Origin of the sequence: Anabaena sp. CCY 0017 (genome assembly GCF_963920885.1) — a bacterium.
Lineage (GTDB): Bacteria > Cyanobacteriota > Cyanobacteriia > Cyanobacteriales > Nostocaceae > Nodularia.
Genome location: NZ_CAWUDG010000005.1, coordinates 196,862 through 221,662 on the forward strand (window position 1 = coordinate 196,862; position 24,801 = coordinate 221,662).

Here is a 24,801-nt window from a genome sequence, read left to right on the forward strand (position 1 = left end):
CATAACCAAAATATATTAATTTTTATAAAATTTTATAAAAAAAACTATAAATATGCTATGCAAAACACCCTTAGACTGAAGCTGACTTTTGACGGGATGTGGAAAGTCAGACCAGTATTGTGGGGTTGACAAAACTATCTGCTTACCACAATATCGGGGAAGTTGCAGATTGCAGACTTACTCAACAAAACTTTTGCTTCTCCTCACTCCACCCTTTCTTGCTCACTCTCAATCCCTTAAACCCTTATCTCAAATTGCTTTCGGCTTATCTTAGTGCCATTCATCCATGATCGAATGGCACTAAGATAACGGCAAATCCATTATTTATAAGGCTTTTGGGTGTGGGGTGTCGGGTGTCGGGTGTGGGGAATTAAGAAGTTGTTGAACACATGAACGTACTAAAATTCAATTTTATTAAACACTACACCCAACACCCTATCCCCAACACCCTGCCCCAAGGAGATTTCGGCTTATCTTCGTGCCATTCATCCATGATCAAATACCTTAATTTGTTCTGGGGCTATTTTGATTTCAAACTTCTGGCTTCTGAAAGCTATTTTGCCTCTGCTGTAAAAATTCTGTGCTTGACTGATTTATACAGGTGAATGTAGAGTAGAATTTTAGATATTGATGTGCTACTTCCAATTTGGAAAACCGAAAATTATCAGTAGTTCTATTCAGTGGTTCTTGTAAAGCACAAACAATGGCTTGTGAGAGATTTTTGACAGCATCATCTTGAAGATCAAAGTAACAACAGCTAGAACCAGCAATTTCTCTAAATATGGGAATGTCAGAGCAAATTACCTGGCACGAAAAATATAGAGCTTCTGCTAAGGGTAAACAAAACCCTTCCTGAGATGAAGCCGCAATAAAAAGTTCACATTTTTGATATAACCAACATAATTCACTATCCTTGATTGCATGAATTAGCATTACTTGTTCTTGAAGATAAAGATTGTGAATTAAATTGAATAACCTCTCTGTCTCTGGTCCTGTATTACCAACAATAATTAGCTTAGTGGCATCTTGCAAATAACCATTTTTCTTTAAAAAAGAAAATGCTTGAATCAACAAATCTATGTTTTTATTTTTACGGTGTTGGGCGACACATAACAAAAAAGAATCATTATTGCCAATCTTTAAACCAACTGGTGGCTGAGAAGCAATATGACTAAAATCGACATAGTTATAAGTAGCTGTAATTTCTTTGGATGATTGAAGATGTGGAAAGTATGAATTCAGGCTACTTAGCGTAGATTGAGAAACACAGGTAAGACCGTCACTATTTTCTATACATTGTTTTAAAAACAAACGATTGAAGATAACATTTGGATATCCAAAAACTTCTGGTTTTTCATAAGGATACAAATCGTGGATTGTAGAAACAACAGGAGATGAGAAAAGTGACCGCAAAAAAGGAAAAGGAAAAGACATATGAACTATATCAGGACTAAGACGCTTTACCAATTTTGGTAAGCCAAATAAAAACCAAATGTTTCTTGCTAACGAACTGTTTTTAATATCTATACTAATTAACTGAATTTTGTGTGAATAAAAAAATAGTTCAAAGTAATGCTTCTGCCATGCTCCTACAATTAAGCTCACTTTGCTAACCTCTGGAGTATCAGCCAGACATTGAGCCAGATTTGCAGCGTGTCTGCAAACACCAGTTGGCTTTGAAGGTCTGTGTAAAGCAGCAATTAGTATGTGCATATTGGAGTGCTGTTGTTCTGTCTTACAGATGATAAAACTTACAAAAACTAATTAGTTGAAAGCAGGTTCAAAAAACTTGAGATATAACGTCAGTCTCCGAGACTTTCCTGCTGGCAATCTCTAGATAAAGTTTGTTTAGACGCTCTCCTACTACCTGCCAACTGTAGTTTTCACTTACTAGTTTCCGGCCTGCCTCACCCATACTGACTCTCAGTTCTGGGTCTTTAACTAAATGAATCATTGCTGCCGCTAAGTCACGTACAGCTTGATATGGTTCGTCAGCAGTAATTTTAAAGCCAGTTTCGTCTGTAACTTGAACAGCCGGTCCACCTAAATCTAGACAAATTACCGGACGACCCGCTGCCATTGCTTCCATGCACACCCACCCTCCAGAATCATGTAAGCTGGGATGAACTAGCACATGGCAGTCCCCCAACAAATCTAAAGCCTTATCACGAGGCAATCTGCCCCAAAATTTAACTTTTTGAGCAATTCCTAAATCTGATGCCAAAGTTTGAAGTTGATACCATTCAGGTCCATCTCCGACGATCCAGTATTCTGTATTCGGTAGATTCGCTTGAGCAAAAGCACGCAGTCCTAAGTGAAAGCCTTTCCAGTGCAAAAGTCTACCCATGCTGATAAATCTCACTATTGGCTCATTAAGTATTTCATATTGATTTAGATGCTCTATATCTTCCGCTGATAACCCTGATTCAGGCAAAATCTGCACATGATTCGCGCCCATTTTATAGAGGCACTGGGCTGTATCCTTAGTTGTAGCTCGGACTACAGCACTTCTTTTAGCAGTAATACGTACAAACGGGTCTTGCTCTCCCATCCAGCGAGCGATGCTGCGGGCAATTTCGTAAATTTTGCCATTCCAGCTAAAATCCTGCCAGAAGCTTATTGGTGCAGACTCTCCACCACCTACGGGACCCCAAACTAAGGGAATTGGTAGTAGTGACAGGAAGCAAGGATTGGAATACTTTACAAAAGTAACATGGTGCATCAAGTCAAAATCAATTTTCTGATGCCAGCGACGGGCGACAAAGTATGCTTGAATTTGCCAGAGGTAATAGTGAAGCTGCATTCCCCCAGACTGCCCCCATCGTCTGCTATCCTGCCAAAAGGGGAGAGTAAAGTAAACAAAGTGAAGATTTGGGATGGGGTTGCGTGCCAATTCTGTGTTGATAATATCCTGGCTCTCATCTGGTCGGGTGAGTACCCAGACTTCATGATATTTAGAGGCTTCTCGAGCAATATTCCAACCCACACCAGGTTCAGAACCCATACCTGGTTCGCAGGAATAAGCAGATATTAAAATCTTCATAGTTGTAGTAATTAACTAAATGATATGCAGTCGGTGTCGTTCAGTTAGTTGTTAAGATTAGCACCGTATTTTTGGACATTAGTTCATTTGTTCAAGTTATTTTCGCCGCTTTTAGAGTATTACCAATTGTCGGTGTGCTTCTTTAGTAGCCTGTTCTGTCTGTTTCTTCAGTCGTCGTTCTTGCCATGCTAGTCCTAGGATAAAGGCGATCGAAAGCATGAAGCCTGGTTCCTCCATTTGAGTAAAAATAAAACCCAGGACGAAAACAGCTAGTAGAGTAACTTTTAAAGAATCATCTAGACCAAAATTTTGCCAGGCTAAATAGGATAGAAATAGGTATGCTCCTAAACCCAAAACTCCTAAATCTCCCCATATTCCAGCCCAGCCAAAAATTGGGCTGAAGAGACTCGAACCGAGCGTAAGCCAAAAACTACTCACAAATTCCATTGCTTCCTGGCCAATGGGAGTAGTGGTAGCGCCCAGTGGTCCGAGTATAGACCAATAATCTTGAAGAAACCACGCTCCTAGACGGCTTATAGTATGTCCTGGACCAAGACCAAACAACCAATTTAGAGAGGATTGATAGTGAGATAAGATGGCACGCACTGAGTAAAATTTAGCATACCAAGCTACACCATCTGGTCCATAAAGTTCCGGTCGCGCCCAGGCTGTAAATGCTGCAAATGCTTCTAAGTTTTGTACACACCAAAGGAATCCGTAACCAAAGATAGCGATCGCACTCAGAAGTTTGATAGTTTTACCAATATCCTTTGAATTGACGATGATTAGAAGACCCCAGGCAATCAGATATGCCAGCAGAAGTTGTTTGGAATCAGAAAATAGAACTTGCCAAAAAGCAGCAATAATTGCCAAAATTCTACTCCATAGAGGAAAAGTCTTTTCATTGGTAAAGAAGTAGAGAGCAACGGCAACTGATACCGAAGCTGATACATAATTCCCAGCCCCGGAAATGAAAAAGACTCCGCCGCATCCATCCGTGCCATTAAATCCGTTAGCATAGAGCTTTCCTGCATCAATTAAAGGTTTCTGGACAGCAGCGAGGACAAAGTTAATTAAAGCAGAGCAAATTAGCCATCTCTTAATGCGTGTAATGGATTCAGAAGACATGGGGATACAGACAATAGCCAGCAGGAAGATGAAGGGTTCGCAAAGCATCATGAAAGAGACAATTGCATTAATCAAGCCTGTGTTATTCCATAACGCACTAGCCAACACGGCTACTAAAAAAATGAAAATTCCCAATATTAAAGAATAAACAATTGCAATTTGTTGACGATATTTCGTCCGACTTGTGAATAATACAATCCCTGAAAAAAACGGAATAATTGCGAAATGAGCAAGGTTAAGGATGGAAGGAGCGCGAGTAATCGAACAAAAAATTCGGGAGTAAAAAACTACGGAAAAGGCAAAGATAATTAAAGTGGTGCTATCAATTAGTCCTTTTTTTTTCGACTTTTTATTTCTCGGTAAATGCAAATACATGATATTAGATGTTTCAGAAAATTTTCTTTCTTATTACTAAATATTTATCTGTAATTAGGGCTTGCTGATAGCGTAGCGTTAGCTATATAAAGTTGGAAGAAATACCACTACCAAATATTTTGATTTCATCAAACCTTGTACTTTTAAATGCTTTACCAAACCAGCAAAATAATGCTGAGATATTAGGAGTTTTATCCATTTATAAAAGGTTTCGTCTACTGTACACTTATCCTGACTTTTCTGGTATTAATTATTTTTTAGTTTAGCAAAATTTTGAGAAAATTTCAGACGTTTTTTGAAAGTAGCAATTTCCGGAATAAACTTATACAAACGCATGAAAAACTTCATTGAAGGGGAAAGAAATAATTCTGATTCATTATTTTTAATTGCAGTTTCAAGGATATGAGCGAACTTATTGAATGAATTTTTGTGTAAGTGATCTACACTATCAATAGCCAACCCTTCCTGGGCAATATTCATCACATGGATTCCATAAGAGTCTAGCTCGTCAAGTAAGGCTATAGAGAAGGCATTAATTGCAGCTTTAGAAGTACCGTAAACCGTTTATGAACCTATTGGATTGTAACCTGCTAAAGAAGATATGTTGATAATCATGCCCTGATTTTGTTCAATCATTATCGGTGCTACAAGACGACAGAGTTGAAGACAACCGATGACATTTGTACGGACAACTTGATCGATTTTCTCAATGCTTGTATCTATAAGAGGCTTAGAAGTAGTGTTCGCTGCATTATTAATCAAAATATCTATCCTTTTACCAGATAGTCGAATGCTGCTAATCAAAGCTTCAATTGATTGAGGATCACAGAGATCAAGCATCAATGCTGTGACACATCCTCCCATTTTGTGTATTAAGTTAGCCGTTTCATCAAGCTTTTGCTTATTCCGAGATGCAATAATGACTTCATAAACTCTAGAGGAAAAATAAATAGCAAGTTGTCTGCCAATGCCTTGAGAAGCACCAGTGATCAGGATAGTTGCATTGTTAATATCCATAAGAGCAAATCTACTAGATTTTGATTATGTTTGAGAGTAGAAACAGCATTTATTTCCCTACTGTTAGCGAAAAGGCTTTGCAACATCTTGGCGATTGAGATTACAGAAGCATGCATTTTCTATTGAGAACCAGAAGTGTTGAAATTTAAAAAAGTCTAAACAAATAGTTTGGAAGACCACAGTTTTCTATGGTTAAGTATTAGTTGACGTTAGTAAAAGAGCCGTTTATGCTGTTCAAAGCAATACATGGCACAAGTACATTAGGATTTGCTGGTATTCTAACTTCCAGGTTTGACTTGCAATATTGTAGGAGCAGGGAATATCTGGTTTTTGTATTGTTCTTGCCGCCAATGTGCCATAAGTTACCATTAAAGATAAAAAAATCTCCTGGTTTTGTTTTGTCACCGTAGCTTACTAGCTCACTCTTAGGATCTCTTTTTCTTGCTTCTTCTAAAGCGACATGATCATAGCCGTGTAATCCGCTGGGTATATCAAGCATATGGTGAGAGCGACTAATTAGACGCATACCGCTTTCTTCGTCCACATTGTTAAGTGCAAGCCAAACATTTGCATTGTCGAGACAACCCCATTTTTTACATTCCGCATCTCGATGCCAAGTAGGATTTTCGTGAGGTCTGACATTTAAGAATAACCCTCCCCACAGAACTAAATCCTCTCCTACTATCGAAATGACTTTATCTAAAATAATCGGGCGTATAGACAGTTGGTATACTAAAGGCGAATGAATGTGCATATCTTTTGCCCAGTTCACACTAACACAGTGCCAAGGAAAACTCGGTACATAGGATGAGAGTTTTTTTAAAACAGATAGTTTTGTTTTCTCTAACCGTAGTTTTTGGGTAATGAGGTTAGTTTGTTTAGCATCAAAAATATTAAATGGTCCTACATAACCTAACTCTTGATACTGCTCTAATTCATGAACATTTAACATCAAACTTTTCCTTTCTTATCAATATTTACCGATTTTATAATTGCTGTAATAGGGCTACATCAACTTTATTTACATCACAGCACCATGCTTTAATACAAAAGTTTTTCATAAATTTTTGCTACTTGCTCTGCTGTATTTTGCCAGCTAAAAGACTGTGATCTGGCGAATCCTTTATTGATCAAGTTGGTATAAAGAGTGTGGTTTTTATAAAGCTCAATAACTGCATCTGCGATTGCTTGTGAAGAATAGGGATCGATCAGTATTCCCGCATCTCCTACCACTTCTGGCAAAGATGAAACATTAGAAGTAATCACAGGAGTGCCACACGCCATTGCTTCCACAATTGTCAATCCGAATCCTTCATATAAAGAGGGTGCTAAAAGTACGTCAGCGGCATTGTAAATTTGCACTAGACGAGCCTTGTCAGGATTACCGAAATCGAAGATATATGATTCCAGATCGTGCGCTTGAATAAAAGCTTTCTGCTCCTGCGTAAATCTATCTCCTGTCCGCCATAGACATATTGGAAATCCCTGTTCTTTTAAATTTTTTAAGACTTTCAGAACTGTCAAAATGTTTTTACGTTGATGGGTGCTACCAACATTCAGCAAGCAAAAATTGTCAGGCGATAGCGTATACTGCTTACGAATCTCGGCCACCTCTGAAGCTGGTAGAACTCGAAATTCTGAACTTATGCCATTGGGAATAACAGTGGTTTGCTCTGGCTTAATCTTTAATATGCGGGTGACATCTTGAGCCGTATTGGTAGAAACTGCAATTACATGATTTGCTTTTTCCATACCATTCACTGAATATTTCCACATAGCCATACTCAATGCCGGAATTCGTGACTGATCTTGCAGAATTTCTGGATAGATGAACTGCACCAAGTCATGACAGGTGACAACTACGGGCTTATTAGCTCTATGTAATCCATAGACGATATGAGCATCGCTTTGGTCAAGCACATGAAAAATATCTGCCTCCAATCGAGACACAGCGCGAGGATGCCGCCAAAAAGTTTCATAGTATTTTTTAATGCCCAAGCCTGATAGATATAGTTTATCAGAGCTATTCCAGGGAATAGGAGCAATTTCGGCAATTTCCCAATTTGGTCGCACCGTCCTTAATCCTGCCACTAGATTGTCAGCATAGACTTCTAGACTAAACGTAGATTTTGGTACTCGTCGCACAATCATTACCCGCATTGATTTCTCATTTCCTGGTCGGTGTTGTTGTAAGGTTGTTGACCCCAGCCTCTATACCAGATGTATGTCTTCTTCCGAGTGAATAGCCAAATAAACCAAGTGACAAAGAAAATTATTGCCCCAAGTCCAGGTATGTTTGCTAAAGTGACAATTCTTGCCTTTCCTCTCATGGATGGGGTATTTGCACTGACACTATTTGAGCGAATACGATAACGTAAAAGCATTTCTGGGCATCTTACTTTGTGAACGATACCAGTGGTACGAACCCACCACTCACCATCTGACCCTTGATCAAGCGATTCGTTGAATGGATGCTGTTTCATAGTTTCAGTTCGTACCATCCACGATGAGGGCATCGGAAGATAGCGTGCCATAGCAAACGCCCGTATGCTGCCTTTTTCATTTGTGAGGTAGTGGTCAGCACCGACGAAATCGCATCTTAAGTTATTAGCATAGGTACGTTGAATCAGTGTTTTTTCCTGACACCAAACATCGTCACCGTCACAGTATGCTACCCATTTCATTTGTACATAGTTTAAAGCTTGATTACGAACTGCTCCTGGAGGAGCTAGTGGCATCCGAGCAATTTCTAATCGTGGATCTGCGATTAAAGAACCCAGTGTTATTTCTACCCAATTATTCTTCTCTTCAATGCAGAGAATGACTTGAGCAATACTAGGATCTGAAATTACCGCTTCCACAGTATCGCGCAGAAAGGGTTGTTCACGATCAGTCATTGCAGTGATGACGGCGGCCACATCTTGAATGTTGCATTTTTGTTCGCAAAGCATATATTTTCCAATTTTATAGACTAAGATTTCTTTGAAACTTATGAATTCCTATTAATTCTTCATTACCTTCTTAAGAAGGTTGGAGGAGAATCGTGTGCCATAAAGAGATTAATCTATGGGAAATTTTTTCATGGGTGTAAAGTTGGTGTACTCGCGCCATACCATAGAGTGCAGTTTCTTGTCTCGATTCAGCGTCGCTGATTAGTCTTGCTAAGATATCAGCTAAGGCACTGTGATCTTCTTCTGGGAATACCAAATCAGAACGACCAATTACATTAGGAATCTCACCTGAATTTGAGCCTATTACAGGAGTTCCCATAGACATAGCTTCTATCAGCACATGACCGAATTGTTCCTTCCAAGTTGGGATTGAGCGAGAAGGTAATACCAATACATCAAATTGCCTGAGTTCTGCGGGGACTTGGTGATGAGGAACTACTCCTCGCCAGATTACCCAATCTGCTACCCCTTGATCTTGGGATATCTGTCTTAGTTCTGCTTCCCTTGGACCAGAGCCGCAAATGAGGATGCGGAAGTTAAAGCCCTGTTCACGCAACTGGTGAGCAGCTGCAAAAATTAGGTCAATTCCCTTACTGTGGGTTAACCGTCCCAGATATCCAATGTGAAATGGGCGATCGCTTCCGGCACTGCGCTCCGCGCGATCGCCTACTTTTTGTTGACGGGGTGCGAAAAATTTCGGATCAACGCCCATTTGTGGCATTACTTCCAACAAACCCGTGTAACCCCAACGGCGCATAATTTCTGCCCCATCTTGATTCCCTGGAAGCACGAGACTGGCAGTATTGAGGACAAACTGACAAGTCCAGCGACGGAGGAAGGACAGTCCGCGGTCAATATTTTCCCAACCAAAAATAGTCAAGGGTTTACCTGTCATTCGGCTCCAGATAGCAAACTCAAATGCACATAGGGAAAATACTTCTTCCTCAACCTGGACAAGATCGGGACGAAAATCATTCAGCACCTGCCACAGTGTCCAAGGAGCATAGATATGTGCGCCTCCACGCCCGCTAAATAAGACGGGAGCCGAGTAGGTTCGGATATTTGAGTAGGGTGTTTCCAGTGGAATGAGACGATTCCATTCCAAAGCCTTCCAGTTACTGGGAGCCAAAAGACCGACTTCAATGTTGTTCATCTGTGCGATGCCTACGGCGAGCGAAGCTATCGCATTCAATTTGCCCTGGTTGACACCAACGACGTAACTATGACTGACAAAAAGAACCTTTAGGGCATCACTAGTTGTGTTGACTGCGGCTATGGGCAAATTATTATGGTGCTTTTGTTTCATACCTCACTAGCCTGATTTATTGTGGTTAAGCGATCGGTTTAGCATTCAGGAAACGAGTTAAGAGTTTATCTGACTAGGTTTTTTAGGTAATCAGCGCACGAATTCTCGTCACACTCCAATCAACTAACTTGGGTCGATGTTGCGGTGCATACAACCATGTAATGGCAGGTTTAGCTAGAGGTAATGGCATCAACCCCACCCAGATAAACCAGAGGCTGTAGAAAAGTCGCTTTTGCCAGTTAAAGTCTGAGTATTTCCATAGACAGCGAATTCCGTAGTAAATTAAATTGAGTGAGCGATCGCTAGGCACTGGATGCTTTTGAGAATCTAGGCGTAAAGAGATAATCCGCGACCATAAGCGTCCGATTGAGCGCTGTTCTAAATCCGCAGGAATTTCATAGTCCAATGCTTTGGCTTTCTTGGTCAACAGGGCAAAGTTTTGTAAGTCATGGCGAACAAAGCGTTGGAACCGAGTACTGGTGACTGTCGCCAATGCCCACTGATTCGTATCATGAATTCTGTATGCACCCAGTGGTTCTTCTATTGCTGCAACATCACCATAAAAAGGAATCTGGAAAGATAAATAGTCGTCCGCAGTGAGTTTATATTCATCAGGAATGGGAAACAGCTTTTCCAGAACGCGACGATTCAGCGCATTACCACTAGTGGGAGTGCTAACATATCCACCTTTATCCAAAAGGTTTTTCCATACCTCACCAGTGGAAAGGCTGGCAGGTCCTTGGGGAGAAGAATAACCAAGAGATTTTCCCTGTGTATCAACAACGTTGAGGCGATAGTGTACTTTAGAGCGTTCTGGTTTCCAAACAGCGACGATTTGCTCAACTGTATGAGGAAATAGGTAATCATCCGCATCCAGAAAAATAATGATATCCCCCTTGCTTCTGGCAAATCCATTATTAAAGGCCGCAGCTTGTTTGCCATTGGGTTGCAGAATGGGGATGATGCGATCGCTATATCCAGCAATAATATCACGGGAATTGTCAGTTGAACCATCATCAACAACAATAACTTGAATGTGAGGATAGGTTTGGTTAAGGGCGCTATTAATTGCCTCACCTAAGAAGCGATCGTAGTTGTAATTGCTAATAATAATACTAACAATTAAATTATTCTTCATGTTAAATACTCAATACTTAGATTATGCTGATATGTTAATATTTTTATTATTTAAAAATGTTAAGTTCTTCTAATTAATTTTAATTTGAAATTACTATTAATACTTAAGAATTGCCCTATTATAAGCATAAAGCATTTAGGGTAAGTATATCTAAGAGTGAAAATAAGTCCTTTTATCCCTCTGTATCTTAAATTAAAGGCTACTGTATATACAAGTACATAAGGAAGGTAAATCAGGGCTTTTACTTTATTATTTTCAGTTGCAAAATATCGCTTAAATGTAACATAAATGCGGGTAGCGTCTTTATAAGGTAGGTAGTAGTCACGATTAATTTCTGATGGAAAGTGAAAATTAATCGCTTCTGGAAAGAGTATGATTTTAAATCCTTTTTTAATTGCTCTTGTAGTTAAATCAACTTCATCATTTCCGTAGACTAATTTATCATCAAATAAGGTATTTTCAAACAAACAAATTGGAAATAATGTGCTGTTAATTACAACTGTTTTGATTATATCACCTTTTTTATAACGAACATTCTGCCATCCTACAAAACTTTGTTCTCCGGGGAAAACAAGTTTACCATTGTTATTTTCAATTCCACTGATAATAAGTTTTTCCAGATTTTCTTGTTCAGCAAGTTTTGCTAATTTATTACACACAATTTCTAAGAAATTCTCATTTAAAACTACGTCATCGTCGATAAAGAGTACGTGTGAACCTGACACCGCTTTCAATACATTATTTCTGTTTGCACCTAAACCTTTTCGTAGACCATCTAAATATTTTACTTCTGGAAAATGGGAGGAAATGAGCCTTTTAGTCTCATCATTTGTACTATCATCGGACACAATAACTTCAAATGCAGGATAGGTAGAACGTCCAACAGACTGTAAAGCGTTGTTCAGTTCTTTAGGGCGATTTCTGGTACAAATACAAACTGATACTTTAAAGTCAATATCTGTTTTTCTGTCAATATTATTCATGAAAAGCTCCTATTATTGTTTGAATTTTTGAATGAATTATCTAGATTTCCTGGAGTGAATATAAATATCCAAAGAGAGCTTTTTAAAAAAACCTAATTTTGAATACTTGTTGACTCAGACAATTGTCGTAAGTAACTCTTTTATTTTCGGTTCCGCCACTTTCCAATTGAGATGTGACTCATACTCATGGAAAGCAGAAATAGCTAAGTTTTTATACTTTAAATATATTTGCAATATTTAGTAGTATCGCTATTTTTATCAAATAATTTACCATTTAAATTATTTTTAATCATTGTTGGGATTCCAGCAACTTTGCTAGAAATACAAGGTACACCTAATGAATTGGCCTCACAAAAAACAATAGGTGTGCAATTAGCAAGGGAAGGTAGAATCAAGAAGTGTGAATTAGCTATTAGCTGATAAATTTTCTTTTTACCTTCTGGAGTGGACTTTTGAATAAAACCCAGAGGCTTAATAAAATTAGGTAGATATCCTTTTATAATAGATTGGCAGCCAACAATTGTTAATTCTGTATTCAAACCTGGAATATTCAACTTTTTACCTACTTCTATATGAATAGATTGTCCCTTTAGTGCCTCTGCAATAATATAAGAATTTGTTCCTGACCAATTCAAGTGGGTATTTAGATTTTTTGCATCACAAGGAGTAACGTAGGCTAGTCTCATATATCAATTTCCACTATTATTTATTCATTTAATTTCGGGATTTTTTGAAATTTCCTTCAAGCCATAGCTTAACCGCGGCTTTTATACGAGAATGAAGCCTCCAATCATATGGATTACAAACGGTTAAGAGGATTAACCCTATCAGATCATCTTCTTCCCCTAATTTATACTTAGTGGTTCGATACGCCAAATTCTCGGAAAGACTAACTTCTACACCAAATCCTAAATGTTTCAAAACACTGTTTAATACATTTACTCGAAGTTCGTGATATTTGACAGATCGCCTTTGTGCATCAATAGGATGGCTCCAATTATTATAACCATGAATCCGAAATAACGATAACACCTGCTTAATGCCAACTACATCTCCAAAAAATGGGGCAAGATCAGCAAGATAGGTGTCTGCACAAATTCGATATTCATTTTCAGGAATATTCATAACTTGCAATAAAAAGTTTCTGGAGAAACTAAGCCCTGTTGAAGGAGAAAAGGGCCACCATCCTCCCGTCTTAGCCAGTTTTTTGGCAATATTTCCTCGAACCAGCTGATGTGGCCATGGTCTACCAATTGGTGTGCCTGTTTTGCCAACATTCTGAACCTTATGATAAACCACAGAAGCGTTTCTAAATTGACTAAATGCTTCTACGACATATTCAACTTTCTGGGATAACCAGACATCATCCGCATCTAAAAGGCAGAAAATTTCCCCTCTGCTAGCTGCAAAACCTGCATTAAAAGCCGAACCTTGACCGCTATTTTCTTTAAAAATTGGGATGATTCGATCGCCATACCCAGAAATAATATCACGGGAATTGTCTGTTGAACCATCATCAACAACAATAACTTCAGTATGAGGATAGGTTTGGTTAATGGCGCTATTGATTGCTTCTGAGAGAAAGCGATCGTAGTTGTAGTTATTGATAATGATACTTACATAGGGTTGAAACTTCATATTATAAATTCGCTAATAATCTGCCAAATGTTGGTTCTAGACTTTTGCATAATCAGTAAGTGGCTAAATAAATTTTTCTATTGATTGCGGTAAAAATGCTTTCATTAACCTCCGAATTCCTCCTAAGCTAAATTTTTTAGATAAGGGATAATATTGGCTGAAATAAATATCTAAAGCTTGCCTCTTCTTACCCACATTAATCAACTGAATAATTGCGGTTGAAGCTTCTCTTTTCAACTCATACTCTTTAGCCCAAGATAGTTCTTTTGGAAAATCAGTCTTGAGAATTATCGAGAAAGATTGTGGAGTTGAATCAGTATTTTTAGATACTGCAACATTGGAAAATCTATACTTAGCAGTATATTTGTCCAAGAAAAAGAAATTCGAGTATTCAAATCCCAGGCGTAAACCAAAATCAAAATCTCCTGCATTTCCTATTTCTTCATAAGAACGATATTTTATCGCTTTAGCAGCAGATGCAAGAATCATATAGCAATCGTTGGGGAACTGGTGAAGTAAGGCAGCCTCTACGGAGGATTTTTGTAATCCAGATCTGTCGCTAGTACGAAAGTAGAATTGATTAAGCTTAGAGCTAAGATTCAGGTCAATAGTACCCTCCTCTGAAATAAAATATTGCTTGCCATAAGCTGCGACTAAATTTGGATGAAGATCCCAGCAATTATTTAAATCTTTTAGAGAATTCGGTAGTAGTAAGTCATCATCATGAAGAAGAACTATTTTATCGCCTTTTGCTATTTCATATAGAAAGTTAACATTTCCTGCCTGACCTAATGAAGGAAAATGCCTAGTATAGGAAATCGGAATTTTGGATTCCCTCTTAATATCTAAAACTAGGTTTTCAGTCAAGTCATCATGAGAGTCATCACCTATAACGATCTCGAATGGTTGGAGAGTTTGTTCAAATACTGAATACAAAGCTTCTTTGAGAAACTTGGGTCTTTGATATGTTGCGATACATACAGATATCGATGATTTCATTGGCTTTTCTGTTGGTAAGAATACAAGTAAAATTTAGTGAAAGAGGACAAATATTTTTTATGTCCCCGAAAATAGTTATTAGGATATTACGGTGTACGTAGAAATAGAATATTTAAGTAATCCAATCTAATCAGGGAGAAGAAAATTAGATAAAATAAATTGTTTATCAATCCAATAATAAAGACGGATTACCAGCCTATTCTTAGGCTCCGACAACCAGGCTCCTCAACAACTAAATGTGCTGTTTGCAATCACGAAGTGCTTGCACCTACTCATTAGATATAAAGATTTTGCGTGTGTAAATCTCTAACTTCTAACTTTTTGATTATACGAAGTGATTGACATCCCTCATCTTCCTACAATCACTTCCAGGTAACTACCTGATTTGAGAATTCGACCCTGCTCAAGTTGGTAAATACAATCGCAATGCTCAATTGTCGAAAGGCGATGAGCAATAATAATGATTGTCTTATTACCAGCTAAAGCTTTTGTTGCTTCAGTAATTAGATGTTCTGTTTCAGTATCTAGAGCGGCAGTTGCTTCATCAAAAACTAGTATTTCTCTTTCGTGATAAAGTACCCGCGCAATTCCAACTCTTTGGCGTTGTCCTCCTGATAAAAGAACTCCCCGTTCACCAACAATAGTTTTTACTCCGTCTGGAAGCTGTTCTACTACTTCGCTGAGTTGAGCCATTTGAATTGCTTTTTTTAATTTATTTTGGTCAATTAAATGATCAGGAACTCCAAATGCAATATTCCGCTCAAGGGTGTCATCAATCAAAAATATAGACTGGGGAACATAACCAAGCATATTCTGCCAGGCGCGTAAGTTGCTATAAACTGAAACTCCGTCCACCTTGATATCTCCAAATTGAGGGATAAAAAGACCCAGAATAATATCAACCAAAGTGGTTTTACCAGCACCAGATTTACCAATTAGTCCAATAGAATCTCCCTTGCGAATAGATAGGGAAATTTCTTCTAGTATATTTCTTGTAGTGTTGGGATATTGAAAGGTGAGTTTATCTAAAATAATTTCATCCAAAAATTGAAACGTTTGTTGATTTGGGCTTGGCAATAAGCTATGAGAATGACTAGCAGCATCAAAATCGGTTATCAACTTTTCTTTTTCCAACTCCTTAAGATCAAAGAATAATCTATCAAGAGAATAACTGTTACCTCTAATCACATTAATGCCAGTAATTAAACTCCCGATTGCCGGCAGCAGACGAACTAAGGCGAGTGCAAAAATTCCTAAAACCCCAGTCAGGCTTTGTGTCTCACCTTGATTTAAGTTTATAAATAAAAATGTAAAGCCAATCAAGAAGCTCATCATTAACGGCTCAAGCACAAAGCGGGGAAGATTACCATAGGCTGAAGTTAAAGTGGTACTTTTGGCGTAAATTCCTGACTGCTCCTCCATCTGATATTCAAAATAGGGTTCACAACCAATTACACGAGTTTCTTTCAAGCCTCCTAATCCATGATTTGTAATGCGAATCATCTCACCATAAGCATGAAATCCTTCCTTATTCCAACGAGCTAAACGCTCTTTCATTGGATGCAATAACCCAAAGGAAATCAGTAATAGGAAGGTAATGAGAATCAAGGCGATCGCATTGGTTTTGATCAAAAGAAGCATTAATGCTAAGACAATTACAGTATTAGATATCAATGTCAAAAATGTAGATACTATACCAATAGAAACTGCATCAGTTGTCTCAATGAGATTTTGAATAAGCGTTGCTGAATTAATCCGCAGATGATAGCTGTAAGGAGCTTTTATATATAATTTTAGGAGTTTACAAGATAGTTTTCTTTTTAAGCCATAGCTAAATTTGAAGACTGTTTTTTGAGCATTGAAAGCTAAAAATGATTTCAGACAAAAAGCAATAACAACCACCAAGCCTAGAAAAATCAAAAATTGCCGTTCAGAATTGAAATTCAACTGTTTGTAAATAAAATTTAACCAGTCAATATTTTTGATCGCATCTGGGCTGATAGCGATTGCAATGAACGGACTAATCATTCCTGTTCCAAACACTTCTAAGCCAGAAATAAGGATGAATAGAAAAAGCATCGCTATCAGCGACTTGTGATTTCCTCTGGTAATATATAAAAGTTTGGTTAGAAATTGAGTCATTGGTTTTTATATTTCTTTTGTGTTTTTAAATAAACGGAAGGTTAATAACTATCAAAGTTATCATCGCTACCAATAGCATCTAGAGGCAAGGCGCATCATAAAGATAAAATAATTTCATTCTCAATAAACTCAAAAAAGGTCGCATTAATAGCTGACTATTGACACATATTTAGGCGATTACTTTGAGTTTTTTAAAGTAAATCAAATGATAAATACTGATTCTTCCGTTGATTCTTAACTTTGCTTCTGATCAAAGCTACTTTAGATGCGTTTGCCCTACGTGCTGATACTTTGATTCAGAAACGCCTCTTTTTTTGGCGAAGATATTGCTTAGGTAGAGCTAAATTTAGGATTTGCATTAAAGCTAGCCACATAAAAACTGGAATAGTTGTACTGTATCGACTAAATAGTCTCCATGGTTCCTGAATCAGACGATATAACCACTCACCCCCTAAATGACGTATCCAATAGGGCGCTCTTTTGTGACTTTCTGCAAAGACAGGAAATGCTCCCCCCAAACCAATCATCACAGCCTGAATTTTATCTTTATGTTGGTTCATCCAGTACTCTTGTTTTGGACATCCTAGAGCAAGTAAAACTATTCCAGCCCCACTATCATGAATTTTTTTGATAATAGCTTCATCCTCTGTGTATGTGAGTGGACGGAATGGTAACGGCTCCATTCCTGCAATTTTCACGTTTGGAAAGACACGTTCTAAGTTCTTTCTCATCTTCTCTAGAATTACGACATCAGAACCCAAGAAGAAAAGATGAATGTCTCTTAGTGGAGCTAATTTACACAAAGATAAAAGAATATCCAAACCAGCAACGCGGTTTTGAGTACCTGCACCCATTAGTTTCAACATCCAAACCAGCGGCATCCCGTCAGGAGTAACAATATCTGCGCTCTTTAAAACAGAGAAAAACTCTGGATGCCAATAAGCTTCTACGAGCATATGAGTATTAGATACGCAAATAACTTTGCTGACTTTACTCATCGCCCATTCTAATATGATATTTATTTGTACCTCAAAGGGTAAAGCAGTAACAGGAGAGCCAATTATATCCATTTTTGCAGGTATGATTGAAGCTTCAAATTCCGGAGATGGATTTAAGTATTGAATGGGAATTTGTTTTTTTCCAGTTAGCATCTCTTTTTTATATTGTTGTGTTGGGAAAAGTTTTAATCTGGCGTTGGGAAATTCAAAGCTAGTAAAAAATCCTGCGGATCGTTTGACAATATTCTTGATCAATGTCTTTAATCCTTATGTTTACCTTGATGGATTATTCTCTGTTTGAAGTTACTCAAAAAATACAAACTTTTTTAATTAATGGTATTGATCTATTGAGGTAAATTACAGATTAAGTAGGTAAGCACAAATAAACCTAACTATGTAACAAAAAGCAAAAACGCTGAAACCCTTGTGTTCGTGGAGCGTGACCGCTTCGGTCTTATGCTTTACTCCAATTCGTTACTTATGCCTAACGCCACGCTCCGCAAACGCAATGACATAGTTGTAAATTTTCTCACCCATCTACTTAGCTACCTCAACAATATTTAGCTGTTTTGCTGTGTAAATTCTGATGAGTGCAATTTGTTTAAAACTCTACCATAATGTAAATATCATCAGTAAGAGATATGCAACTTAATATTTTTGAACGAATCAATTATTAAAACAAAGAGTTCACAACAGATATGTTCGACCTGTTCTCAGAAGAGAGACAATCTATCTGTTATTTAACAGGACTGAAAATCTAAAATTTCAACCTAAGATTTTGTCCTGATATATCGACAGTGACCGCACCCAAAATAGGAGTAGAAGAGAAATTTAATTGCTCTAATGCTTTGGCTAAAACAGAACACTTTGTTTTTCCTACTCCTATAGCCAAAATACTTGCATCTGTGTGCCTAGTTAGGAGACTAGTATCTGCAAAACCTAATAGATGTGATGTGTCATATATAATTAAATCAAAAGTTTGCTTAAATTGTTCTGTCAAGCTTTGCATCTGAGGATCTGAAAGCAAAATTGTGGGATTTGCGGTAATTTGACCAGTAGTTAAGATAAACAAGTTATGCTCTAATGATAATTCTTTAGTATCTTTTGAAGTTGTTTTCCGTGAACTATCATTTTGTTCTCTGATGCAGCTATTGGGTCTTTGTATAACATTCTCAAAGTTTAGCCCTTCAGCAATGAGGTTGCTTAATCCTTCTTTGTTGGGTAAATCTAACATTTTATGTATAATAGGATTACGTAGGTTTCCATCTACTAATAGCACACGTTTACCCATTACTGCTGCTGCCTGAGCTAAGTAAAAAGCAATTATCGATTTGCCATCTCCAGGAGCAGCTGAAATGACTGCTAAAGAGCGGATAGCATTATCACTATTGAGAAGGCAAATATTTGCATAAACAGAGCGGAAAGATTCCCAAAAGTTTGAAATATCATGTTTTTGAGAAGGCTTACCATTCTTTCCAAACCTAATATGAGGAATATTCCCTAATATTGGTAGTTTAATTTTATATTTAATTTCCTCAGAGCTATAAAAAACGTTGTTGAGCTTATCTATAAGCAAAGCAAACCCCATGCTTAATAATAACCCCAAAACTGACCCTAAAATTAAATAACGACTAATACTCGGTGCAAGATTTTCAGGTTTACTAGGAGGAGTAAGTATCTGCCAAGGGATCTGATTTTGAGCTGAATCTATTCGTAATTGTTCGCGTTTGGTTAAAAAATGATTTAGATTATCAACAGTAATTTTTAATTGCCGTTCTAAATCATCTTTTTGACGGATAAGAGATGGAAATTGTTTAACCTGCTGTCGCAAAAAACTTTCAGCTTGACCAAGAGCTTGGATTTGGGTTTCTAATACCTTAATTTGCTTATCTACTTCAATAAAATTTTGAATTTCTAGCAGGCGAGCCGAATTTGGAGCAGATGAATATAAGGAATTGATAGTTGTGTTTGATAATGTCATTCCCGAAATCTGCAATTTTTGTTTGCTTACCAAATCCAGTAAATTTTGTTTTTGAATCAGCAATTTTTGAATATTTGGGCTATTTTCCGTATATTGAGCTGATTGTACGGCGATTGTAGCTTCTACATCTTGGAGTTGACTCAATAGTTTCTGGTAATCAGGAGACTCACTCAAAGCTGAAATAGCCTCTGCTTCATCAACTTCCAGCTTCAACTGTTTTTGCAGACTAGTGTAAAGTGTTTGAGTTCTAGCAAATTCTATTTCGTTATCTAGCCGTTTTTGCACAATTTGGTCAAGTTGATTAGCAAGCTGCTCGCTTTGAATCTCAGCATTAATAAGTCCATATTTCTGACGAAAAGCTTGTAGTTGTGACTGGAGGGTTTCAACTCTATTTAGCAGTTGTGGCAGTTGCTTTTCAACAAATTTAAGTGCTAAATTAGTGTCTGTTTGGCGTTCATTTAAACTATATTTTAAGTAAGATTCAGATGCTGTATTTAATACAAACAAAACTTTATCAGGGTTGGGATCTTGGTAACTAACTTCTAAAATTTGAGTATTTGGTAGGAGTTTGATATTTAGTTTAGGTGTGCTGCTATCTGGATAATACATCTGAACTTGTTGAGTGATGGGAAACATCAGCTTAGGACTTTGTAAAATCTTTAACTTGGTTTCATCACTTTTGTTAGCATCATCTATTTTGTCTATGCCGGATCGGGCTACTTTATCTTCAGCGGTTATCGGCTCAATTAAAAGTTCAAATTTAGCGACATAAGTTGGAGTACTATTCAGAGCCAATGCTATACCGACAAAAGTAAAAGTAGTTGTTCCAATTATAATTACAAATATTCTGCGACGAATAACTGCCCATAATTCGCCTAAATTCAATCCGCCTTCATTACCTTCTTCCGGCTGAACTGTATAGATGAGAGGCATAGATTGATGCTGCTGTCCATTTATTTCAGATAAATTGTGCTGAGAATAACTTTTTTTACTCATTTGAAATCTTGTATATTTTCTAATGTAATTCCAATTCAATAATTGTGATTATAAAATCATACTCAATCTCAATACTCTGTGTGTTTGTACGCATAAAAATAACTGAAACCATCAACCACAATTTGACTTAAGTTTCAATTGAGGTTGAAGTATAAGGTACACGCAATCAAAGGGATTAATCCCCCTACTCTCCAGTATTTTGCTACAATACTTGTCTAAATCTCTATTTGGATTCCTTACAGTATCCGTAGGCGCAACTGTATTTTCTTTTAAATTTTGAATTGTTTAAGTTCTTGCCCGCAGTTAATACCTTTGCCAAAATAAGAGCCTACAAAAATTTTGGCAAAACTGGCAACATAACCTATAAATAGGCGTTTAGCTTACAAGGTAGCTTGGACTCTCAAACCCTTTATAATGCGGGAATACGTTAAAAAATTTTGAAGAAAACCTGGAATTAATTTTTAGGACTTATTGTTTTTGCGACACCTCAAAGAAAAGAGAGTTAATACATCAACTCACAACTCACCTTCGTAATTTTGCAAAGATATTGTAAGTAAAGAACTATTTAATAGTGAATTAGAAGAATATTTATGCTGTCATATTGCATCAATTTCTCTTGGCGATTGTATTCAGAATACACAGATCACAGTTATTATGTCTATCCTTATGAAACACCAATTATTTGAATAATATAGGAATTTGATTATGTTCAATATTTTAGTCGTATAAAACTACCTAATGGCAGTATCTTGTAAAGCAGAATTATCAGGGATAAAGCCCTAAATCCAAATATTAGTTAGTATTTAATTAAACACAGATAAATCGGAGGCAAACGTGACCACTACGGTACATTGGCAGCAGAGAGTTGGTAATCAAAGAGATTGGGTTTGGCGAGGCTGGCAAACGCGTTACACCTACATCCGACCTAGCCAACATAAATCCACAACACCCTTAATCCTGCTACACGGTTTTGGTGCTTCCATTGGTCATTGGCGACATAATTTAACAGTTTTAGGCGAACACCATACCGTTTACGCCCTCGATATGCTGGGTTTTGGGGCTTCCCAAAAAGCCCCAGCCAATTACAGCATAGAACTGTGGGTAGAGCAGGTCTACGAATTTTGGAAAGCATTTATCCGTCAACCAGTCATATTAATCGGTAACTCCAATGGTTCACTGATTTCTTTAGCCGCCGCCGCCGCTCATCCAGAAATGGTGAAGGGGATAGTGATGATGAGTTTACCCGATCCATCTTTAGAACAAGAAGCTATTCCGCCTTTCCTGCGGCCTGTGGTGATGGGAATTAAAAAGATGGTTGCTTCCCCGTTGATACTCAAACCGATATTTAACATCGTGCGCCGACCGGGATTTGTGCGTCGCTGGGCTAGTCTTGCTTACGCTAATCCTGAAGCCATAACCGATGAACTGGTGGACATTTTAGCAGGTCCTCCCCAAGACAGAGGTTCAGCGCGTGCTTTTAGTGCCTTGTTCAGAGCTGCGATCGCTGTTAACTTTAGTCCTAGTGTTAAAGCCATATTACCAACCTTAACAGTGCCAATGCTGTTGATTTGGGGACAAAAGGACAAATTTGTGCCACCTGTACTTGCACAGAGATTTACTCAATACAACCAGAAGCTAGAACTACTCAACTTAGAAGATGTCGGCCATTGTCCCCATGATGAATGCCCAGAAAAAGTTAATCAGGTGATTCTCGATTGGATCAACAGACATAACAACACCCAGCCACCAGCGCAGCACAGCCCCGACAAGCCACTCATTCCCCATCAATAAAACCGTAATTACGTTCACGTAACTCTCCCAAAGGGAGCATTACGAAATATGTAAAGCCTGCGGCATAGCTGCGCTTAGAACGTAGCTCTCCCAAAGGGAGCATTACGAATTACGAACTACGAATTACGAATTATCCAACAGTGACTTCATCAGTGTTCACACCTGTAGTACCTTGGACTGAACGAGCCACAGAAACCATCTTGTTGAGGATTTGCTGGCTGGGAACCTTACCTTTTAACACCACAGTGCTGCTTGTCTGAGCCACCCAGAGAGTATCAATATCACCCAATTGCGAATCTTCATCAAACGCCAATGCCACCCGCTTGGCTAAACCACTTTGGTCATATTCTCCATTCAATCCTAAACGTTCTGGCGGAATTGATTTGGTAGTAGCAGGAGCTGCACTAGTAGTAGAACTGGGCGGTACTTGCTGGGGCGTAGGATTTACTTGGGCATTTTGCGGTTTTTCTAATCCAAAAAGTCTTTTTAACCAAGCCATAACAGATGTTCTCCGATTTATAGTTAAATACCCATGACATCCCCAGTATAAAACCTTGACAAATTATCCACATCTACCCACGACAAGATATGTGTTACTCCGGTTTCTGCTTTGAGTATGATGTGTCAAAACTTCTGTTGAGAAAGTGTGATGAATGCCGGGATTGAGTTTAGAATAGAACCTTAGACTGATAATTTAGCAATTTAGTGTAGCAGTACGTGTAGGGCAAACATTAGCTATTTATTATTTATCATACTTAGTTAAAATGCTTGCCTGAGCCTGTGTTGGCGAAGATGAAACATACCCTTTCAGTTTTGGTAGAAGATGAGGCGGGTGTTCTTTCCCGTATCTCTAGTTTATTTGCACGTCGTGGCTTTAATATAGAAAGCCTCGCAGTTGGTCCAGCAGAGCAAGGAGGAGTTTCCCGCATTACGATGATTGTACCCGGAGACGATCGCGTGATTGAGCAACTCACCAAGCAACTGTACAAACTGGTCAACGTCCTCAAAGTCCAAGATATCACTGAAATTCCTTGTGTAGAGCGAGAATTGATGCTTTTGAAAGTGAATGCTACTAGCAGCAATCGCTCAGAAGTAGTCGAATTAGCTCAAATTTTCAGGGCGCGAGTGGTAGATGTGGCAGAAGATTCTGTCACTCTCGAAGTTGTGGGAGATCCTGGGAAGATGGTGGCAATTGTCCAAGTGTTACAAAAATTTGGTCTGAGGGAAATCGCCCGCACTGGCAAAATTGCCCTGACTCGTGAGTCGGGTGTAAATACTGAGTTGCTGAAGTCTTTAGAAGCCAAAGTTTAACAATTATCAGTTATCAGTTACCAGTTACTAGTTAAAAGACATAAGTGTAAGTGGGTTTAACACCCCCTCTGTCAGCCTTGATTACTGATAACTGTTCACTGATAACTGTTCACCGTTTTAGAGGTCGCTGAAAAATTTCTCACTCATACGCTGATAATGCTGGCAAAGATTCTGCTTTTGTAAAATAAAATCAACTATTGGGTGTCCAAAGGGAGGTTTAATAAAGTTACCGATATACCCAAAGGCCGTTGCATCTAAAGTTGTGGCTGGATTTATCTATCAAGGAAGAATTTATTCCCTTAGTTCTCCTACTCTGCTTACTTTTCAAAAGTGGACAATAAAAATTAGTTGCTCAATTGTATCTCATAAGAATCAAGTTCTGCTATTTGAACATTATTCTATAATGAATTTGCTCAATATATTGGATATTTATTTAGCATTTTGAATGAAAATGTCTAGAAATATATTCTAGACTATACAATATTTTGTAGAAAACTAAAAATATATTATTCTTGTAAATTCATGCCAGTTTGGCATGACATAAAGACTAAAAACCTGTTACATAATTGATAGTTGAAGACAATATTGCTAACAAGTAATATTCACGAAAACCATTTAACTCAAAAGTACAGAGCATTGATTTTTAGGTTGATGCAACAACAAGATACTCATTTGATCAACTCACTAAGTAGGTGCAATCAAAGATTAAATTGACTAATCGCTGTTCATGGGTGCTTTAACCGTTATTTCTAATATTTACAGAATTGAGGACTTCATAAAAAACTTTCATTTATTTTTATCCATCTACTTACAGCTATTTTCAGGTAAATAGACTACGCGGTAGGGGCGCAAGGCCTTGCACCCTTACGACAGATGTTGTTCAAATACATGAAAACTGATGCCACATCATTGTTGAACGAGAGATTTGTCAGAAATAAATTGTCAATTTTGTGGGGTTGGGCAACAGATGGGTACGCCACGCTATCAACTATGGTGCGGGCGGG

21 protein-coding genes are annotated in these 24,801 nt (G+C 38.0%); 2 read left to right on the top strand and 19 right to left on the bottom strand.

Features of this window, described 5'->3' with window-relative positions:
* Positions 1-531 precede the first annotated feature (531 nt).
* The 17 genes from ACM0OW_RS08745 to ACM0OW_RS08825 form a co-directional block, all read right to left on the bottom strand.
* Positions 532-1,713, bottom strand: coding sequence for a glycosyltransferase family 4 protein (locus ACM0OW_RS08745; RefSeq protein ID WP_414549652.1), 1,182 nt, complete (start codon positions 1,711-1,713; stop codon positions 532-534).
* Between the two features lie 67 nt (positions 1,714-1,780).
* Complete coding sequence (locus ACM0OW_RS08750; protein WP_414549653.1) at positions 1,781-3,043, bottom strand: glycosyltransferase family 4 protein; 1,263 nt, start codon at positions 3,041-3,043, stop codon at positions 1,781-1,783.
* Between the two features lie 111 nt (positions 3,044-3,154).
* Positions 3,155-4,306: a hypothetical protein gene (locus ACM0OW_RS08755; protein WP_414549654.1), complete on the bottom strand. Its 1,152-nt coding sequence runs from the start codon at positions 4,304-4,306 to the stop codon at positions 3,155-3,157.
* A 486-nt stretch (positions 4,307-4,792) separates the two neighbouring features.
* Positions 4,793-5,026 carry a hypothetical protein gene (locus tag ACM0OW_RS08760; protein WP_414549656.1) on the bottom strand — a complete coding sequence of 78 codons (234 nt, stop codon included), beginning with the start codon at positions 5,024-5,026 and terminating at the stop codon, positions 4,793-4,795.
* Between the two features lie 84 nt (positions 5,027-5,110).
* Positions 5,111-5,563 carry an SDR family NAD(P)-dependent oxidoreductase gene (locus ACM0OW_RS08765; RefSeq protein ID WP_414549657.1) on the bottom strand — a complete coding sequence of 151 codons (453 nt, stop codon included), beginning with the start codon at positions 5,561-5,563 and terminating at the stop codon, positions 5,111-5,113.
* 199 nt (positions 5,564-5,762) lie between these two features.
* Positions 5,763-6,515 (bottom strand): phytanoyl-CoA dioxygenase family protein, encoded by a 753-nt coding sequence (locus tag ACM0OW_RS08770; RefSeq protein WP_414549658.1) that lies wholly within the window; start codon positions 6,513-6,515, stop codon positions 5,763-5,765.
* Positions 6,516-6,604: 89 nt separating this feature from the next.
* Entirely contained in the window at positions 6,605-7,723 is a 1,119-nt protein-coding gene (locus ACM0OW_RS08775) for a glycosyltransferase family 4 protein (protein WP_414549659.1), read from the bottom strand.
* A complete protein-coding gene (locus tag ACM0OW_RS08780) occupies positions 7,714-8,514 on the bottom strand; it encodes a hypothetical protein (protein ID WP_414549660.1) in 801 nt (266 codons plus the stop codon). The genes ACM0OW_RS08775 and ACM0OW_RS08780 overlap by 10 nt, the downstream gene beginning before the upstream one ends.
* Positions 8,515-8,584: 70 nt before the next feature.
* The gene (locus ACM0OW_RS08785) at positions 8,585-9,820 is read right to left on the bottom strand and encodes a glycosyltransferase (protein ID WP_414549661.1); all 1,236 of its coding nucleotides are present in this window, start codon (positions 9,818-9,820) and stop codon (positions 8,585-8,587) included.
* Positions 9,821-9,902: 82 nt separating this feature from the next.
* Positions 9,903-10,958 (bottom strand): glycosyltransferase, encoded by a 1,056-nt coding sequence (locus ACM0OW_RS08790; protein WP_414549662.1) that lies wholly within the window; start codon positions 10,956-10,958, stop codon positions 9,903-9,905.
* 59 nt (positions 10,959-11,017) lie between these two features.
* On the bottom strand, positions 11,018-11,941 hold the full coding sequence (locus ACM0OW_RS08795) for a glycosyltransferase family 2 protein (RefSeq protein ID WP_414549663.1): 924 nt from the start codon (positions 11,939-11,941) through the stop codon (positions 11,018-11,020).
* A 218-nt stretch (positions 11,942-12,159) separates the two neighbouring features.
* Positions 12,160-12,627: a glycosyltransferase gene (locus ACM0OW_RS08800; protein WP_414549664.1), complete on the bottom strand. Its 468-nt coding sequence runs from the start codon at positions 12,625-12,627 to the stop codon at positions 12,160-12,162.
* Between the two features lie 28 nt (positions 12,628-12,655).
* On the bottom strand, positions 12,656-13,579 hold the full coding sequence (locus ACM0OW_RS08805; protein WP_414549665.1) for a glycosyltransferase family 2 protein: 924 nt from the start codon (positions 13,577-13,579) through the stop codon (positions 12,656-12,658).
* Between the two features lie 63 nt (positions 13,580-13,642).
* A complete protein-coding gene (locus ACM0OW_RS08810; RefSeq protein ID WP_414549666.1) occupies positions 13,643-14,578 on the bottom strand; it encodes a glycosyltransferase family 2 protein in 936 nt (311 codons plus the stop codon).
* 348 nt (positions 14,579-14,926) lie between these two features.
* Positions 14,927-16,720: an ABC transporter ATP-binding protein gene (locus tag ACM0OW_RS08815; protein WP_414549667.1), complete on the bottom strand. Its 1,794-nt coding sequence runs from the start codon at positions 16,718-16,720 to the stop codon at positions 14,927-14,929.
* A gap of 296 nt (positions 16,721-17,016) precedes the next feature.
* Complete coding sequence (locus ACM0OW_RS08820; protein ID WP_414549758.1) at positions 17,017-17,790, bottom strand: WecB/TagA/CpsF family glycosyltransferase; 774 nt, start codon at positions 17,788-17,790, stop codon at positions 17,017-17,019.
* Between the two features lie 685 nt (positions 17,791-18,475).
* Positions 18,476-20,695 (bottom strand): GumC family protein, encoded by a 2,220-nt coding sequence (locus tag ACM0OW_RS08825; RefSeq protein ID WP_414549669.1) that lies wholly within the window; start codon positions 20,693-20,695, stop codon positions 18,476-18,478.
* An 834-nt stretch (positions 20,696-21,529) separates the two neighbouring features.
* Here ACM0OW_RS08825 and ACM0OW_RS08830 point away from each other — a divergent pair.
* Positions 21,530-22,486 carry an alpha/beta fold hydrolase gene (locus ACM0OW_RS08830; protein ID WP_414549670.1) on the top strand — a complete coding sequence of 319 codons (957 nt, stop codon included), beginning with the start codon at positions 21,530-21,532 and terminating at the stop codon, positions 22,484-22,486.
* 130 nt (positions 22,487-22,616) lie between these two features.
* Here the strand turns inward: ACM0OW_RS08830 and ACM0OW_RS08835 are convergent, their stop codons facing one another.
* A complete protein-coding gene (locus tag ACM0OW_RS08835; protein WP_414549671.1) occupies positions 22,617-22,985 on the bottom strand; it encodes a phospholipid-binding protein in 369 nt (122 codons plus the stop codon).
* A gap of 293 nt (positions 22,986-23,278) precedes the next feature.
* Between ACM0OW_RS08835 and ilvN the strand changes: the two genes are divergently transcribed.
* On the top strand, positions 23,279-23,797 hold the full coding sequence (ilvN, locus tag ACM0OW_RS08840; RefSeq protein WP_089093802.1) for an acetolactate synthase small subunit: 519 nt from the start codon (positions 23,279-23,281) through the stop codon (positions 23,795-23,797).
* Between the two features lie 117 nt (positions 23,798-23,914).
* Here ilvN and ACM0OW_RS08845 read toward each other — a convergent pair whose 3' ends face one another.
* Positions 23,915-24,073, bottom strand: a complete 159-nt coding sequence (locus ACM0OW_RS08845) for a glutathione S-transferase C-terminal domain-containing protein (protein ID WP_414549759.1) — start codon at positions 24,071-24,073, stop codon at positions 23,915-23,917.
* Positions 24,074-24,801 lie beyond the last annotated feature (728 nt).